The following is a 16891-nucleotide window of genomic DNA, read 5'->3' as shown; positions in this document are numbered from 1 at the left end:
GTGATGCGAAAAAACAAAACTACCCATGTCATGTCCGCGGTATTTATGATTGTTTTTGTAATCATGTTTTTAGTTATTTCGGGTCGTTTTCTCTATATCCAGGGAACTGGAGAAGTTGCGGGAGTATCGTTAGAGGATTGGGCTGAACAAAAGCGGACGAATTCATATAGTCTTCCTGCGAATAGAGGAATTATTTATGACAAAAATAAAATGGTACTTGCACAAGATCAAATTACATACCGTGTCTATGCAATTGTGGATGAAGAATATACAGTTGATAAAAGTAAACCCAAGCATGTTTTGGACCCGCAAATAACCGCTGAGAAGCTATCGCCAATCTTGAATATGGAAGTAGCCAAAGTTAAACAAAGTATTCAGTGGGGAATAGATAATAAAAAATTTCAAGTGGAGTTTGGTTCTAACGGTAGAGACCTAAGTCAAACCATAAAAGAAGAGATTGATGCTTTGGAATTACCTGGCATCCAATTTGAAACGGAATCAAAAAGATATTATCCAAATGGTTTATTCGCATCGCATGTTATTGGGTTAACTCAAAAAAAGGAAGTTAAAGTAGAAGGAGAATCCGATACTAAGGAAGAATTAAAGACGATAGGTATTACAGGCATCGAACAGCAGTTGAACGATACATTAACAGGAACTGATGGTGCTATTTCTTATAAGCGTGACAAATATAATATTAAGCTACTAGAGCCAGATGAAATTATGACAGAACCGAAGAATGGTAATGACATCTATTTAACTATCGATCAAAAAATTCAAACCTTATTAGAGGATGCTCTTACACAAGTGGTTGAACAGTATAATCCTGAAAGAATAACCGCAGTAATAATGGATCCCCATACTGGAGAGATTTTAGGATTAAGTAATCGTCCTAGTTATAATCCCAATGCTATAGGCGAGGTTGAAAACTGGTATAACGATGTAATATCAACTCCGTTTGAACCAGGATCTACGATGAAGATATTTACATTAGCTGCAGCGATTGAAGAAGGTGTATATGATCCGAACGAACTCTATCAATCTGGATCCTATCAGAACGAATATATGATATCGCCGATTCGTGATTATAATAGAAAAGGATGGGGACCCATTTCTTTTCAGGAAGGGATTCAACGTTCATCCAACGTCGCAGCGGCATTGCTTGCATATGAAAAGCTTGGTCCTAGTAAATTTTTAGAATATTTAAAGGCCTTCCGGTTTGACCGAAAGACAGGAATTGATTTACCCGGAGAAAAAAAGGGTTACATTTTGTATGATCGACCTATTGAACAAGTAACAACTTCCTTTGGACAAGGGACGACGGTTACTCCAATCCAACAAATGGCTGCTGCTTCCGCGATAGCTAATAACGGAGAAATGGTACGACCGTATATCGTTTCTAAAACTGTTGATTCACAAACAGAAGAAGTTATTAAAGAAACTACTCCAGAGGTTATTGGAAAGCCAATCTCTGCTAAGACAGCAAATAAGGTGTTAGATGTTTTGGGAACCGTAGTAACGTCAGAACATGGTTCAGCACATAATATTTATAATTTAGCGGACTACTCAGTTGCTGGCAAAACCGGAACGGCTCAGATAGCAGAAAATGGAGAGTATCTAAGTGGAGAGTCCAATTACATATTCTCATTTCTAGGTATGGCGCCAAAAGAAAATCCAGAATTAATTATGTATGTTTCTGTTAAAAAACCAGAGCTAGAAGAACATGAGTCAGGTTCAGCTCCAGTTTCGTTTATTTTTAATAATGTAATGGAAAATAGTCTGCATTATTTAAAAATTGAGCCAGATAAAAATACTTCTCAGCTTATTGAGACAGTATCCGTTCCCGATTTAAAAGGTGAGACAACTGTTACAGCAAAACAACAACTAGAACAATTAGGTGTAAAGCTGTCTGTTATCGGAAATGGTGAGTTCATAAATGATATAAATCCAAAACATGAGACAGAAATCTTACCTGGTGAACGTGTTATATTGCTGACAGATAATATAACAATGCCTGATTTAGCTGGGTGGTCGACACGAGATGTGCTACGATTTGCCCAATTAACGGACACAGAAGTAGAAATTGTTGGTAGCGGATTTGCAGTATCACAGAGCGTAAGTCCAAATCAATCATTGCCAGCTGAATTATCAGTAGAATTTGCTCCACCTAATGGACCAACAAATCAAGAATGATTGTAAAGGTTGTTTTCTAAACGGTTGTTGTTATTACGCAAAATAGCTAATATGCGTCGTAACTTGGAGAGTGCTTGCACCGCTCCGGAAATCCACTTCGCTTTCCGCGGGGGGCTAGTGAGCCTCCTCGAATTCATGTTTTCGGGGTCTCACTTACGCCACTAGTCCCGCAGGAGTCGAAGTGGATTTCCTACGCTGCTAACGGGATTGCTCTTTGCGTCGGGTGATTTGAGCTCCGGGCAGTCGACTCCTGCGGGACAGCGCGAGCTGAAGATCCACTCAGAAGCGCATTTTGCTTCTGAGTTAGCTGAAGCCGTGCCCGCGGAAAGCGACTGCCCGGAGCGGAAATCACGAGTACTACGACGTATTTTATTTCAAGTACGAAGTTTAATAACAACAAACTTTAAGTAAAGAGCCATTATAAAAAAGCAGTTTTTAATCGATGGGATAAACAGTGTTCTAATCAATTCTTTTGTTCATATATTGGATACAAGCACACATTTGTTAAGCGAGGAGATTTGTAATGAAGCGTGTATCCAATGTGACCATGAGAAAACGATTAGTCACTGTTTTTCTCGTTGGTGCAGTAATTCTAGGTATTATTGATGCAAGGCTCGGGTTTGTGCAATTTATCATTGGTGATGAATTAATGGAAAAGGCAAAAGCTTCCTGGAGCAGAGACATTATTTTTGAACCTGAACGTGGACAAATATTGGACAAGAACGGTGAGGTTCTAGCAGAAAATGTATCTGCTCCTACTGTAATGGTAGTCCCGAGGCAAATTAAAGAACCACAGCTGGTTGCGGATCAATTAGCTTCGATTTTGGACATGTCTGTTGAAGATGCATACCAAGAGGTTACTAAACGAGCAAACGTTGTCCGTATTCATCCGGAAGGTAGAAAAATTTCGGATCAACAAGCAGAAGCAATTGAAACGCTGAATCTTGATGGTGTTTACCTTGCTGAAGATTCTAAACGACATTACCCGAACGGATCTTATTTGTCTCACGTCCTTGGATTTAGCGGGATAGATAACCAAGGGTTAATGGGATTAGAGCTATACTATGATGACATGCTTAGCGGGGACCGAGGAACTTTATCTTTTTATTCTGATGCAAAAGGCCGAAGAATGGAAGATATCGCAGACGTATATGAAGCTCCTGTGGATGGAAATGATTTAAAATTAACGATTGATTCACGGGTGCAAACGATTATGGAACGTGAATTGGATTTAGCTGTTGAAAAATATAATCCAGATGGAGCGTTAGCAATTGCAGTTGATCCTGACAACGGTGGGTTATTAGGCATGTCTTCACGTCCTAATTTTAACCCGGAAAACTACCAACAAGTAAATGCTGATATTTATAATCGGAACTTACCTATATGGAGTACTTACGAGCCAGGTTCGACCTTTAAAATCATTACACTTGCAGCTGCTTTAGAGGAACAAGTTGTTGACTTATATGAGGACGAGTATAACGATACCGGCGCAATAAAGGTTGATGGAGCAACGATACATTGTTGGCATAGTGGTGGTCATGGTAACCAAACGTACTTGGAAGTCGTACAAAATTCTTGTAACCCCGGTTTTGTAACGTTAGGGCAGAAATTAGGGGAAGAAAAATTGTTTTCTTATATCAATAAATTCGGCTTTGGTAAGAAAACAGGCATTGATTTACAAGGAGAGTCGAATGGAATTTTGTTTAAACCAGAGCAAGTAGGTCCTGTGGAACTTGCTACAACAGCGTTTGGTCAAGGTGTGTCGGTTACCCCCATCCAACAAGTAATGGCCGTGTCTGCTGCCGTAAATGGGGGTTACTTATATGAGCCTTATGTAGCAGATGAATGGTTAGACCCAATAACAGGAGAGGTTGTTGAAAAAACTGAACCACTATTAAAGGATCGCATTATATCGGAGCAGACTTCTGAACAAATTCGCGATGCACTAGAAAGTGTTGTTGCCAAAGGAACCGGACGAAATGCTTATGTAGAAGGTTATCGTGTTGGAGGAAAGACCGGTACTGCTCAGAAGGTCGGGGAAAACGGACGCTATTTAGAGAATAATTACATTGTCTCTTTTATCGGTTTTGCACCCGCAGATGATCCAGAAATAGTCGTGTATCTTGCTATCGATAATCCTAAAAATACAACACAGTTTGGTGGAGTTGTAGCTGCACCTATAGTCGGTAACATAATTGGAGACAGCTTAAGAGCTATGGGAGTGGAGCCGCGTGAAGGCGGACTAGATAAGGAATACAGATGGCCAGAGGAACCAATGGTGGAGGTGCCGGATCTACGAGGCTTAACTCGTCAAGATTTAAACCATTATTTGGTTAACCTATCGATTGAGGCGAGTGGTACAGGCGACTACATTGTCGATCAAGCACCAGAACCAGGTGTGAAAATATCGAGAGGCTCATCCGTTCGATTGTTTTTTGGCGATGAAAAACCAGAATAAAAGTAGAATTTATTGATTTCAAAATTAAACTTTCACACATGATTTGTAAAGTCTTGTTTGTAACATTTTAATCCAATTAGATGATGTCTCAGTAGGGCATTAAATTTTATTGTAATGAAAATGATAATATATTCTATTGTAAAAATTCTGTTATAATAAGAAATGGTATTCTTGCAGGTAAATCTTTGCATATAAATATGTAATGGATAGTAAACACTGAGGTTAAGCAAAAATGAATGAATTTTACAGTGTTCAACATCATTTGTTTACGGACTAGGAACTCATACAACAATGTACAAGGATGTGTAGAAATGATATTGACTGACATCGCAACAGCACTTCAATATTATAAATTATCAGGCAATATTGATCGAATAGACGTTACTGGAGTCGAAAAAGATTCAACAAAAGTGAAGAATGGTGATTTATTTATTTGTATTAAAGGGTATCGTGTAGACGGTCATGACTTTGCAAAGCAAGCGGAAGCAAATGGAGCTGTCGCCATCATTGCTGAAAAATCTTTAGATGTAAATATACCCGTTATTATCGTCAGTGATACAACTCGAGCATTAGCGATAATAGCTAATAAATTTTACAATTATCCAACGCATAATCTGCAATTAGTTGGTGTGACTGGTACGAACGGAAAAACAACTGTATCTTACTTATTAGAGCAAATTTTCCGTACACATCAGCAAAAAACAGGTTTGATTGGTACAATTCAAATGAAAATTGGTGATGAGACTTTTCCAGTCCAGAACACTACGCCAGATGCACTGGAACTGCAGAGGGTATTTCGGAAAATGCAGGACAATAAAGTGGAAACAGCAATTATGGAAGTTTCTTCCCATGCACTAGCATTGGGTAGAGTACACGGTTGTGAATTCAATATTGCTATTTTTACAAATCTGTCTCAGGACCATCTCGACTTTCATTCGGACATGGGGGATTATTTGCACGCTAAAAGCTTGTTGTTTTCTCAACTTGGTGGGAGCTATGACAAGGAAAACCCAAAATATGCTGTAATAAATGCAGATGATCCTTCTTCAGCGTTATTAATAAAAAGTACGGCACAACAAGTACTAACATATGGAATAGAATCTGATGCTGATATTCGTGCAACAAATATTAAGCTAGACGCCAATGGCTGTCAGTTTAATCTCCATATTTTCGATGAACAAATTCTTATAACAAGTAAGCTTATGGGTAGGTTTAGTGTTTACAATCTTCTAGCTGCTGCTGGCGGAGCAGTTTGTGCAGGTGTTCCTCTAACGACTTTTAAACAGTCAATTGAACAGATAAGTGGGGTCAATGGTCGGTTTGAACCTGTTAATTTAGGTCAATCGTATGGCGTTATTGTTGATTATGCACACACACCGGATTCTCTAGAAAATGTCCTGCAAACAATTTCTTCATTTGCAACCGGTAAGACATATGTAGTAGTTGGCTGTGGCGGTGACAGGGATAAAACTAAACGGCCGTTGATGGCAAAGGTTGCCTCAGATAACGCTGATTTAGCAATTATTACGTCTGATAATCCTAGGTCAGAAGATCCGCAAGTTATTGTTAAAGATATGGTTACAGGTATTGAGAAAGAGAACTATGAAATTATCTTAGATCGTAAACAAGCGATTGATTATGCGATTGGCTTGGCTAAGGGTGATGATATCGTGCTAATAGCCGGTAAAGGGCATGAAACGTATCAAATATTAAACGATAAAACGATTGATTTTGACGATAGAGAAGTGGCAGCTGAAGCAATTCAGAAAGTATCAAAGGAGTAGTTGAATTATGCTTTTTTCGACCAATTTTTTACTCGAATTGTTCCCTGATACAAAAGGAGCAGTTTCGGATCACATACCTATAAATGAAATAAATACAGATAGTCGAAAAGAAATACCGAAGTCGCTGTTTATACCGCTAAAGGGGGAGTCCTTTGATGGTCATAAGTTCATTAAAGATGCTTTCTATAATGGAGCAGTTGCTGCAATATGGCAAAAGGATATAGAAATACCCCGTTTCATACCGAATGATTTTCCGATTTTTTTGGTCGAAGATACACTAGCAGCACTCCAGCAATTAGCGCATCAGTACCGACAGAAGATAGATCCAATAGTAGTAGGTGTTACAGGCTCTAATGGCAAAACAACAACAAAAGATTTAATTGGATCTGTTCTACAATCTCATTTCAAAACGGTATATACAAAAGGGAACTTCAATAATCATATTGGACTCCCACTTACAATTTTATCAATGAAACCTGATACAGAGGTGCTCATTCTTGAAATGGGTATGAATCATTTTGGCGAGATTCAATTATTATCAGAAATTGCTTTACCAGATTATGCCGTTATTACTAATATAGGTGAATCTCATCTTGAAAACCTCGGTTCTAGAGAAGGAATTGCTCAAGCAAAAACAGAAATTTTTGTAGGCATGAAAAAGAATGGCGTAGTTGTTTGCGATGGAGATGAGCCTTTGTTACGGGGGTTGGGGTCTCCTTTAACATTGATAGGCTGTGGATTTGGCGAAGAGAATTCAGTAATTGTTCAGCAGTGTACGATGAGTGATAACCAAATGAATTTTCATTTAAATACGGGTGAAGACTACACGTTAAACATGCTTGGCAAACACAATGTTAAAAATGCAACTTATGCAATTGTAATTGCTAAACAATTAAAGGTTCCGGAAGATAAGATTAAAAAAGCCCTTTTAGAAACAAAATTAACCGGAATGCGTTTAGAGATGATTTCTGGAAAAAATGGTGTAGCTATTATTAATGATGCTTATAATGCCTCACCAACTTCCATGCGTGCATCAATTGAAGTTGTAAAGCAACTTCCCAACTTTAAAACTAAAGTATTAATTCTTGGTGATATTTTTGAATTAGGAAAAGATAGTAAAAAGCTACATCAAACCGTAGCTGATTCGGTAACCGATGAAATTAATGTATTATTCACAATAGGGAAAGATGCCGATGAAATTTCTAAAGCAGTTGCAAGATCTGGTTATAATGTTACTGTCAGCCATGTAGATTCCAAAGCGCACTTATTGGCCGAACTTCAACCATATTTGCATGAAGAAGTGGTAATTTTATTTAAGGCTTCACGAGGCATGAAATTGGAAACGATACTTGATGAATTAAAATAATTATTTGCATGCGGACGGGTATGGAAGTAAGGGAGGATGTACCAATGAATGATTACGTATTAATTATAACAATGGCAATAGCGTTCTTAGTTACCGTCCTAATTTCTCCTATTTTCATTCCTTTTTTAAGAAGATTGAAATTCGGACAAAGTATTAGGGAAGATGGGCCACAGTCCCACATGAAGAAAACGGGCACCCCTACAATGGGAGGAATAATGATTGTATTGAGTGTGACCGTTACAACCTTAGTGATGACAGGTAAATTTGATACAGGCTCGTTTAATTTTGAAATTATGCTTCTGTTATTAGTATTACTTGGATTCGGGTTAGTCGGGTTTTTAGATGATTTTATTAAAGTGGTGTTAAAGCGAAACCTTGGTCTAACTTCAAAACAAAAGATGTTGGGTCAAGTGGTCATTTCAATCCTCTTTTATATTATATTACACATGAATGATTTTTCTACTTACATTCAAATACCTGGTACAAACATTCAATTTGATCTTGGCTGGGGATATGCAATTTTTATTATTTTTGTATTAGTTGGGACATCAAATGCAGTAAATCTTACTGATGGATTAGATGGCTTACTAGCAGGGACAGCAGCCATCGCATTTGGTGCATTCGGCATCCTAGCATGGTATGGTACTCCTCAATTTGAGATTACGATTTTTTCCTTAGCTGTAGTTGGAGCATTACTTGGCTTCTTAGTATTTAATGCTCACCCCGCAAAAGTGTTTATGGGAGATACTGGGTCGCTCGCTTTAGGTGGTGCAATTGCTGCTGTAGCGATACTTACGAAAATGGAAATTTTGTTAATCATTATTGGCGGTGTGTTTGTTTTAGAAACATTATCAGTTATTATTCAAGTTATTTCTTTTAAAACTACAGGTAAACGAGTGTTCAAAATGAGTCCATTGCACCATCATTATGAATTATTAGGTTGGTCTGAATGGAGAGTAGTAACTACTTTCTGGTTTGTTGGTCTTATCTTTGCGGTGCTTGCTGTATATATCGAGGTGTTTGTGTAATGAAGAAGACATTAGAAAATTTTCCATATCAACATGTGCTTGTTTTAGGGCTTGCTAAAAGTGGAACAGCTGCAGCAAGACTTTTGGCGAGAAGTAACACAAAGGTTCGTGTCAACGATTTAAAGACGTCTCAGGACGATCCAGTAATAAGTGAATTAGTTAGCCTAGGTGTCGATGTAATCGTTGGTAGCCACCCTGTAACGGCTTTAGATGGCATTGATCTACTTGTTAAAAATCCGGGCATTCCTTACGAGAATGTACTTGTGATGGAAGCAAGTAAACGAGGTATCCCAATTATTACAGAAGTTGAGCTTGCGGGTAGGTTGGTTTCCGATAACATTATCGGTATTACAGGATCTAATGGAAAAACTACTACGACAACCCTGATCAGTGAAATGCTCTTACAAAGTAATAAAACTGTATCAATTGCAGGGAATATAGGTAATGTAGCGACCGAAGTTGCGGAACAAATGGATGCAGATGAAACGATGGTTATTGAGTTATCATCTTTTCAATTGTTAGGTGTGCAAACATTTAAACCTAAAATCGCTGTTTTATTAAATTTGTTTGAAGCTCATCTAGATTATCACAAAACATTTGATCACTATATGTATGCAAAAGGAAATATATTGGCAAATCAGTCTTCTGAAGATTTTGTGGTTTATAATTTAGATGATACTAAAATTACCGAACTTGTCGCAGATGCGCATGCAGAAAAAGTTCCTTTCTCTACACTTAAACCTTGCGAAAATGGTGCATGGTGTGGTGAGGGATTTATTTACTTTAGACAAGAAAAAATAATTAGAATAAGTGAGCTTGCGTTGGTTGGTAAGCACAATTTAGAAAATATATTAGCTGCAATTGCTGCTGCCAAGCTTGGTGGCGCTACTAACGAAGGTATTGTTCGTGTATTAACAACTTTTACTGGTGTAAAACATCGACTTCAGTTTGTTGACAATGTGGAAGGACGATTGTTTTATAATGATTCTAAGGCAACTAATATCCTAGCGACTTCAAAAGCACTCGCTGCATTTGAACAACCTACAATCCTGTTAGCAGGTGGATTAGACAGAGGAAATAGCTTTCTTGACCTGCTTCCATATTTACATCATGTAAAAGCAATGATCGTATTTGGTCAAACAGCAGAAAAACTTAGGGAAACAGCTGAACAAGCAGGGATAGAAATCGTAGAATTCGTCGATAATGTTAAACAAGCCGTGCATAAAGCATTTCAAGTTTCAAACAGCAATGATGTAATTCTTCTTTCTCCAGCGTGTGCGAGTTGGGATCAATATCGCACTTTTGAAGAAAGAGGGGACATGTTTGTGGATGCCGTGCATAAACTAAAGTAAGGGGCTTGTACGAATAGCCCCACGTTCCAATGTGTTGGGAAATGGGGTGTTTTTATTGTTAAGATCAAAAAATAACGCAAAGCATGCACCTGATTTATTGCTTTTAGTATCTATTTTTGCGCTACTAGTAATCGGAGTTGTAATGGTATATAGTGCTTCGGCAATTTGGGCAGAGTATAAATTTAATGACCCTTTTTATTTTGCAAAGCGCCAACTTCTATTCGCTATAGTGGGGATATTTTCCATGTTTTTCATTATGAATGTACCTTATTTGACATGGCAAAAATATGCTAAACATATTCTAATCGCTTGTTTTTTATTGCTGCTTGCAGTTTTAATTCCGGGTGTTGGAATGGTAAGAGGTGGAGCGCAGAGTTGGATTGGTGTAGGAGCTTTTAGTGTACAACCTTCAGAGTTTATGAAGCTTGGTTTAATAATATTCTTAGCTACATATTTAGCAGCCAAGCAGAAGTATATTACTTCCTTTAAAAAGGGCTTTATTCCTACATTATTACTTATTTTTGTGCCTTTTGGACTTATTATGCTGCAACCTGATCTAGGGACAGGGGTAGTCTTAATCTTAACTTGTCTGGTTATGGTGTTCGTTGCAGGTGCGAAAATCTCCCACTTTGTTGGACTTGGTATTTTAGGGGTAGTCGGTTTTTTGGGATTAATTATTTCTGCGCCTTATCGAATTAATAGAATAACTGCCTTTTTGAATCCATGGGAAGACCCGCTAGGTAATGGTTTTCAGATTATCCAATCATTGTATGCTATTGGACCAGGTGGATTAATGGGAATGGGACTTGGCCAAAGCTTACAAAAGTTTTTTTATTTGCCAGAACCGCAAACAGATTTCATCTTTGCAATATTAGCTGAAGAGTTAGGGTTCATTGGAGGTACATTTGTATTACTTTTGTTTTTACTGCTGTTATGGAGGGGGATTCGTATCGCTTTAGGAGCTCCCGATACTTTTGGCAGTCTTCTAGGTTTAGGTATTGTAGGAATGATTGCATTACAGGTCATGATTAATATTAGTGTAGTAATCGGGCTAATACCTGTAACTGGGATCACACTGCCGTTTTTGAGTTATGGTGGTTCTTCTCTTACGTTAACGCTTTGCTCGGTAGGTGTATTGTTAAATGTTAGCCGATATGCACGACTATAAAACACGGAGTATTGAAAGTTAAAACGAACTAAACTACTACAAAATATGTTATAATCTATATAGGAAATCAACTGTAAACGGCATCTCGTATGCCGTTTACTTGCGTGTAGACTAATATAAGGGAAGTATAGACAGAATGGTAAATAAAAACATCGTTTCTATCGAAGATCGTATTCCTAAGCTAAAACAAGCTAGAAAGAAAAAAGCGAATCGACGCTTGATCTTTTATTTGTCTGTTTTCTTTCTCTTAATTTCTTTTATCATTTATTTGCAATCTCCCCTTAGCAATGTACATAACATTGAAGTGTCAGGAAATAAATTTATTTCCAACGAAGAAATTACAACGCTAAGCGGTATTACAAAAGAATCTAATTATTGGGTCGTTAATAAAGAAAGTGTAATAGAAAATATAGAAGCACATCCTGAAATAAAAAGTGTCGAGGTTAGAAAGAAATTTCCTATCTCTATAGTTATCTCGATTACGGAACTAAATCGTATTGGTTATATTTTACAAGAAGATCGATATATCCCTGTATTAGAAAATGGAGATTTGTTGACTGCGAATTCATTGTCAAACTTAAATGGTGATGCACCACTGCTTAAAGGGTTTAGCAACTCTACCTATTTACAAGAAATGGCAGTAGAAATCAAAAAATTACCTGATAGTATTGTACAATTAATCTCGGAGATTAGTTGGCAACCGAAGGACGGAAATCCATATAAAATAATTGTATATATGAACGATGGTTATGAAGTAGAGGGTTCCATTCGTAACTTCTCTAATACAATGAAAGCTTATCCATCTGTTGTATCGCAACTGGAGCCTGGAATTAAAGGAATCATTTATATTAGTGATGGTGGCGCATATTTTGATCCTTACGTAAATAGTAACGAAGAAGAACCTGTGACCAAGGAGGATCAAGATGAAAGTGAAGGGTAGGCATGTTATTTATGCTTTTGTGCTGTTAGTATTTGGTTTTCTCATTGCTTTCAGCTACCAGCATACAAAAACTAGTTCAAGAGTAGTTCAACTCTCAGACCAACAGTGGGAAAAAGATTATTATTACCGACAGCAATTAATAAATATGGAAGAAAAAAATAATGATTTACGACATGAACTTGCTGGCATTAGAAAGCAAATTCAAGAATTGGAAACGAATCTTGGCGAAGAGAAACAAACGATTGGAAGCTACGTTGAAACCAAAAAAAAACTGCAGATGTTTACTGGAGAATTGCCGATTGAGGGTAGTGGTGTTGAAGTAGTTTTGAAAGATTCAAACTACATTCCATCAGAGGCAAATGCCAATCAATACATGGTACATGAACAGCATGTACATTTGGTTGTTAATGAGTTATTTAGTGCTGGCGCAAAGGCAATTGCTATTAATGGCCAACGCCTTTTTAAGGATAGTTATATTTCCTGTGTTGGACCAGTTATTTCGGTTGACGGAACCGCTTATCCTGCTCCATTTATTATTACCGCAATTGGAAATCCAGAAACATTGTATTCTAGTATCAACTTAACGAACGGCGTCATAGATAAAGTTGTAAGTGATAATATCGATGTAGAAATGGGTAAATTAGATTCAATCGTTATGAACGCGAGAACTACGGGAGAAAGGTGATCGTAATAAAATGAAAAGCAAAATCATTATTTCTCTTCTTTGTATTTTCACTGGTTTGATGATTGCCGTTCAATTTCAAACAGCACAGCAACCAAAAGAGCGCGATACGCGAGATACTTGGGAAATCAGACAGGATTTACAAAAGGAACAAAAGACTCAACAACAATTATATGAACAATTAGGAAACGCACAAAATACACTTGATAAGTATGCACAGAATACCGAACAGGAGCAAGTCGCATTATTAAAGAAATCCATTGACACGTTGGAAGAAAAAGCCGGAATTGTGGAAAAAACAGGTAAAGGTGTTTTAATTGAAATAACACCTATATTTTATGATGATGCTGAGCAGGTTCAAGTGTATCCAATCGTTACCCCTGAACTATTGAATCGATTAATTAATGAATTAAATAGTTTCGGAGCAACCGATATTGCTATTGAGAATGAAAGGATTATTAGCACCACACCAATTCGATTTGTAAACGGCAAAACATATGTGAATAACCATGCATTATCATCGATTCCAATCGAAGTTATGGTACTTACTAAAAATCCTACCCGTTTATTAGATTATATTCAAGTGAGCCAATCAAGAGATGATTTTTTTATTGAAAGTCTAGATTTAAACGCACAAATTAAAAGTAAGCTTACCTTACCTGCATATGAGGGTAGGGTTACTTTAGACGGTGTTGAAATATTTGAATCAGAAGAAACGAGTGAATAATAAATGTGGCTTCCAGTTTTATTTTTAGTTATAGGTATATCTCTAGGATTATTAACGGACATAACGGTTCCTGAACAATACGCTAACTATCTTTCAATTGCAGTGTTGGCAGCATTGGATACCTTGTTTGGAGGGATTAGAGCACATTTAGAAGCTAAATTTAATGAAAAAGTCTTTATTACAGGATTTTTCTTTAATATTAGCCTTGCTGCAGGATTAGCATTTCTTGGGGTACAGTTAGGTGTTGATCTATACTTGGCAGCAATATTTGCTTTTGGTGTGCGACTATTTCAAAATATAGCAATTATTAGAAACCGATTGCTTGAAAAAGGTCAAAAATCTGAGATTTTTGAAAAAATCAAGCGAAAATAAGAGGATTATAGTCGTTTATCTTGAATTATCATAGTAGGAAAGATAATATATTCTAATACAAGCTATTTAAAAAGTAGTGAAATTCACAAAAATATCAATTTGTAATAGATGAAAAAAATGTTAAAATAATCCATTGTGAAATTGTTTTGTAAAATGATTGTAATTAAGGCGATTATTCGATAATATTTGTACTATTCAGATGCCTGAAAATAGGAGGTGCCTTTTTTGAACAACAATGAAATATTAGTCAGTCTAGATATAGGTACATCAAAAATCAAAGTAATAATAGGTGAAGTACTCCAAGATTCCTTGAATATTATTGGAGTAGGTACTGCGAAATCAAATGGAATGAAAAAAGGTGCAATTGTTGATATAGATCAAACGGTCCAATCGATTAAAACGGCTGTTGAACAGGCGGAGCGGATGGTTGATATGCAAATTGAACGCGTGGTTGTCGGAATTAACGGTAACCATATTCAATTGCAACCATGTCATGGTGTTGTTGCTGTTTCTAGTGAGGATAAAGAAATAGGTAATGATGATATTAGACGGGTTATTGATGCGGCACAAGTAGTTTCAATACCTCCTGAGCGTGAAATTATTGATGTAATTCCCAAACAATTTATTGTTGATGGATTAGATGAAATTAATGATCCTAGAGGAATGATTGGTGTTCGCTTAGAAATGGAAGGTACTATTATTACAAGTTCGAAAACATTTTTACATAATATTTTGAAATGTATTAATAAAGCAAACATTCAAGTGCAAGATATATGTTTGCAACCTTTAGCAACTGGGTCGATTGCTTTATCTAAAGATGAAAAAAACCTAGGCGTTGCACTTATTGATGTTGGTGGAGGAAGTACTACTGTATCCGTTTTTGCTGATGACCATCTAATAGCAACGAGTGTTATCCCACTAGGTGGAGATAATATTACCAAGGATTTATCCATTGGTTTGCGTACTTCATCTGAAGAAGCCGAAGATGTTAAAGTAAACCATGGCCATGCATTTTATGAAGACGCTCTTGAAGAGGAAACCTTTGACGTTGCTGTTATTGGAAGTAATAAAAAGGAAACGTTTAATCAATTACAAATTTCTGATATGATTGAAGCAAGACTTGAAGAAATATATGCGTTTGCCGAACGAGAAATAAGCAAAATGGGTTATAATGAACTAGCAGGTGGTTATGTTTTAACTGGTGGAACAATAAGTATGCCTGGAGCTTTAGAACTTGCACAAGATGTTTTTAGAACAAATATACGAATCGCTATTCCAGACTATATCGGTGTAAGAGAACCACAATATACGTCTGGAGTTGGAATCTTAAAGTTTGCTTATCGAAATGCAAAGATTCAAGGGAAAGATATTGATCCAGCAGTAACATTTATGGAACATGAGAGTATGAAACCGAAAAAAGTGAAAAGAACTACCAAACAAAAGGATCCAAGCAGTAACAAAAAAGAATCTGGAATCGCTAATTTGTTTAAGTACTTCTTTGATTAAACAAGCGTTCCCTAAAGACATAATATTATTACTTCAATGAATCTGGTAATCTAGCAAATTGGGAGGAACGAAAATGTTAGAGTTCGATACAAATATGGATCAGCTTGCAACAATAAAAGTAATTGGTGTTGGTGGCGGCGGAAGTAATGCTGTTAACCGTATGATTGAGCATGGTGTACAAGGTGTGGAATTTATCGCTGTAAATACAGATGCTCAAGCATTAAATTTATCAAAAGCAGAGGTAAAATTACAAATAGGTACAAAATTAACGCGAGGTTTAGGAGCAGGTGCTAATCCCGAAGTCGGAAAAAAGGCGGCTGAAGAGAGTAAGGAACAATTACAAGAGGCCTTACAAGGGGCCGATATGGTATTTGTAACTGCCGGAATGGGGGGCGGCACAGGTACTGGTGCGGCACCAGTTATTGCGCAGGTTGCAAAGGAGTTGGGTGCTTTAACAGTTGGTGTTTGTACTCGACCATTTACCTTTGAAGGCAGAAAACGCTCTAATCAAGCAGTTACAGGGATTGAAGGATTAAAAGATAGTGTTGATACATTAATTGTCATTCCAAATGATCGCTTATTAGAAATAGTAGATAAAAATACACCGATGCTTGAGGCTTTCCGTGAGGCTGATAATGTACTTCGTCAAGGTGTACAAGGTATATCCGATTTAATAGCGGTCCCCGGTTTAATTAACGTCGATTTTGCAGATGTGAAAACGATTATGGCTGACAAGGGTTCTGCACTTATGGGAATCGGTGTAGCAACAGGAGAGAACCGTGCGACAGAAGCTGCAAAAAAGGCAATTTCTTCTCCGCTATTAGAAACATCTATTGATGGAGCACACGGTATTTTGATGAATATTACTGGTGGTACAAATTTAAGTTTGTATGAAGTACAGGAAGCTGCAGATATTGTTACCTCAGCAGCTGATCAAGAAGTGAACGTAATCTTTGGTTCAGTTATAAACGAAGAACTAAAGGATGAAATAGTTGTAACAGTTATTGCTACGGGATTTGATGAAGCTCAAATCACTGCTACACAACCTAAACAACGACCTGTAGCATCAAATAAGCCGCAAGGTGGCTCGGAAAGAAAAGTAGCTGATCAGCGTGTTAAGCAAGAAGAAGATACACTAGACATACCTACATTTCTTCGTAATAGAGATCGTCGCAGGTAGTCTGTCAGTTAAATTAAAAAAATTTGTGTGTTACCCAAGTGTTGGACATGAGTATTGTCTGTGCTTGGGTTTTTTTGTATTGAGTGACTGAGTGATTGCACCACAAATCGTGAGAATTGCACCACACGTCTGCTT

The 16891-nt window shown here is 37.2% G+C and carries 13 protein-coding genes; all 13 read left to right on the top strand.

Annotated elements, in window-relative coordinates:
* Nucleotides 1-3 precede the first annotated feature (3 nt).
* A complete protein-coding gene (locus tag ACI6MV_RS01640; protein ID WP_407268078.1) occupies nucleotides 4-2193 on the top strand; it encodes a penicillin-binding protein in 2190 nt (729 codons plus the stop codon).
* Between the two features lie 523 nt (nucleotides 2194-2716).
* Nucleotides 2717-4651, top strand: a complete 1935-nt coding sequence (locus ACI6MV_RS01635) for a stage V sporulation protein D (protein ID WP_407268077.1) — start codon at nucleotides 2717-2719, stop codon at nucleotides 4649-4651.
* A gap of 311 nt (nucleotides 4652-4962) precedes the next feature.
* Nucleotides 4963-6435 (top strand): UDP-N-acetylmuramoyl-L-alanyl-D-glutamate--2,6-diaminopimelate ligase, encoded by a 1473-nt coding sequence (locus ACI6MV_RS01630; protein ID WP_407268074.1) that lies wholly within the window; start codon nucleotides 4963-4965, stop codon nucleotides 6433-6435.
* Nucleotides 6436-6442: 7 nt separating this feature from the next.
* Entirely contained in the window at nucleotides 6443-7801 is a 1359-nt protein-coding gene (locus ACI6MV_RS01625) for a UDP-N-acetylmuramoyl-tripeptide--D-alanyl-D-alanine ligase (RefSeq protein ID WP_407268073.1), read from the top strand.
* A gap of 44 nt (nucleotides 7802-7845) precedes the next feature.
* Nucleotides 7846-8829, top strand: a complete 984-nt coding sequence (gene mraY / locus ACI6MV_RS01620; protein ID WP_407268071.1) for a phospho-N-acetylmuramoyl-pentapeptide-transferase — start codon at nucleotides 7846-7848, stop codon at nucleotides 8827-8829.
* Nucleotides 8829-10181 carry a UDP-N-acetylmuramoyl-L-alanine--D-glutamate ligase gene (gene murD, locus ACI6MV_RS01615; protein WP_407268069.1) on the top strand — a complete coding sequence of 451 codons (1353 nt, stop codon included), beginning with the start codon at nucleotides 8829-8831 and terminating at the stop codon, nucleotides 10179-10181. Before mraY ends, murD begins: the two co-directional genes overlap by 1 nt.
* Before the next feature lie 55 nt (nucleotides 10182-10236).
* On the top strand, nucleotides 10237-11349 hold the full coding sequence (spoVE, locus tag ACI6MV_RS01610; protein WP_407268067.1) for a stage V sporulation protein E: 1113 nt from the start codon (nucleotides 10237-10239) through the stop codon (nucleotides 11347-11349).
* 136 nt (nucleotides 11350-11485) lie between these two features.
* Nucleotides 11486-12289: a cell division protein FtsQ/DivIB gene (locus ACI6MV_RS01605; protein ID WP_407268065.1), complete on the top strand. Its 804-nt coding sequence runs from the start codon at nucleotides 11486-11488 to the stop codon at nucleotides 12287-12289.
* On the top strand, nucleotides 12273-12974 hold the full coding sequence (locus ACI6MV_RS01600; RefSeq protein WP_407268062.1) for a DUF881 domain-containing protein: 702 nt from the start codon (nucleotides 12273-12275) through the stop codon (nucleotides 12972-12974). Before ACI6MV_RS01605 ends, ACI6MV_RS01600 begins: the two co-directional genes overlap by 17 nt.
* A 10-nt stretch (nucleotides 12975-12984) precedes the next feature.
* A complete protein-coding gene (locus tag ACI6MV_RS01595; protein ID WP_407268060.1) occupies nucleotides 12985-13698 on the top strand; it encodes a DUF881 domain-containing protein in 714 nt (237 codons plus the stop codon).
* A gap of 3 nt (nucleotides 13699-13701) precedes the next feature.
* Entirely contained in the window at nucleotides 13702-14070 is a 369-nt protein-coding gene (locus tag ACI6MV_RS01590) for a small basic family protein (RefSeq protein ID WP_407268058.1), read from the top strand.
* Between the two features lie 225 nt (nucleotides 14071-14295).
* Nucleotides 14296-15576 (top strand): cell division protein FtsA, encoded by a 1281-nt coding sequence (gene ftsA / locus ACI6MV_RS01585; protein ID WP_407268055.1) that lies wholly within the window; start codon nucleotides 14296-14298, stop codon nucleotides 15574-15576.
* Between the two features lie 73 nt (nucleotides 15577-15649).
* Nucleotides 15650-16756, top strand: coding sequence for a cell division protein FtsZ (gene ftsZ, locus ACI6MV_RS01580; RefSeq protein WP_407268054.1), 1107 nt, complete (start codon nucleotides 15650-15652; stop codon nucleotides 16754-16756).
* The last annotated feature ends 135 nt before the right edge of the window (nucleotides 16757-16891 follow it).

The sequence above is a fragment of the Radiobacillus sp. PE A8.2 genome, from assembly GCF_045635475.1.
In the GTDB taxonomy this organism is placed as follows: Bacteria; Bacillota; Bacilli; order Bacillales; family Amphibacillaceae; genus JBJGXI01.
This window is presented reverse-complemented; position numbering and strand designations above follow the sequence as displayed.

Excerpts from the sequence above, each read along its gene's own strand:
- ACI6MV_RS01640 (WP_407268078.1), top strand. The coding sequence starts at position 4 with ATGCGAAAAAACAAAACTACCCATGTCATGTCCGCGGTATTTATGATT.
- ACI6MV_RS01635 (WP_407268077.1), top strand. The coding sequence starts at position 2,717 with ATGAAGCGTGTATCCAATGTGACCATGAGAAAACGATTAGTCACTGTT.
- ACI6MV_RS01630 (WP_407268074.1), top strand. The coding sequence starts at position 4,963 with ATGATATTGACTGACATCGCAACAGCACTTCAATATTATAAATTATCA.
- ACI6MV_RS01625 (WP_407268073.1), top strand. The coding sequence starts at position 6,443 with ATGCTTTTTTCGACCAATTTTTTACTCGAATTGTTCCCTGATACAAAA.
- mraY (WP_407268071.1), top strand. The coding sequence starts at position 7,846 with ATGAATGATTACGTATTAATTATAACAATGGCAATAGCGTTCTTAGTT.
- murD (WP_407268069.1), top strand. The coding sequence starts at position 8,829 with ATGAAGAAGACATTAGAAAATTTTCCATATCAACATGTGCTTGTTTTA.
- ACI6MV_RS01605 (WP_407268065.1), top strand. The coding sequence starts at position 11,486 with ATGGTAAATAAAAACATCGTTTCTATCGAAGATCGTATTCCTAAGCTA.
- ACI6MV_RS01600 (WP_407268062.1), top strand. The coding sequence starts at position 12,273 with ATGAAAGTGAAGGGTAGGCATGTTATTTATGCTTTTGTGCTGTTAGTA.
- ACI6MV_RS01595 (WP_407268060.1), top strand. The coding sequence starts at position 12,985 with ATGAAAAGCAAAATCATTATTTCTCTTCTTTGTATTTTCACTGGTTTG.
- ACI6MV_RS01590 (WP_407268058.1), top strand. The coding sequence starts at position 13,702 with ATGTGGCTTCCAGTTTTATTTTTAGTTATAGGTATATCTCTAGGATTA.
- ftsZ (WP_407268054.1), top strand. The coding sequence starts at position 15,650 with ATGTTAGAGTTCGATACAAATATGGATCAGCTTGCAACAATAAAAGTA.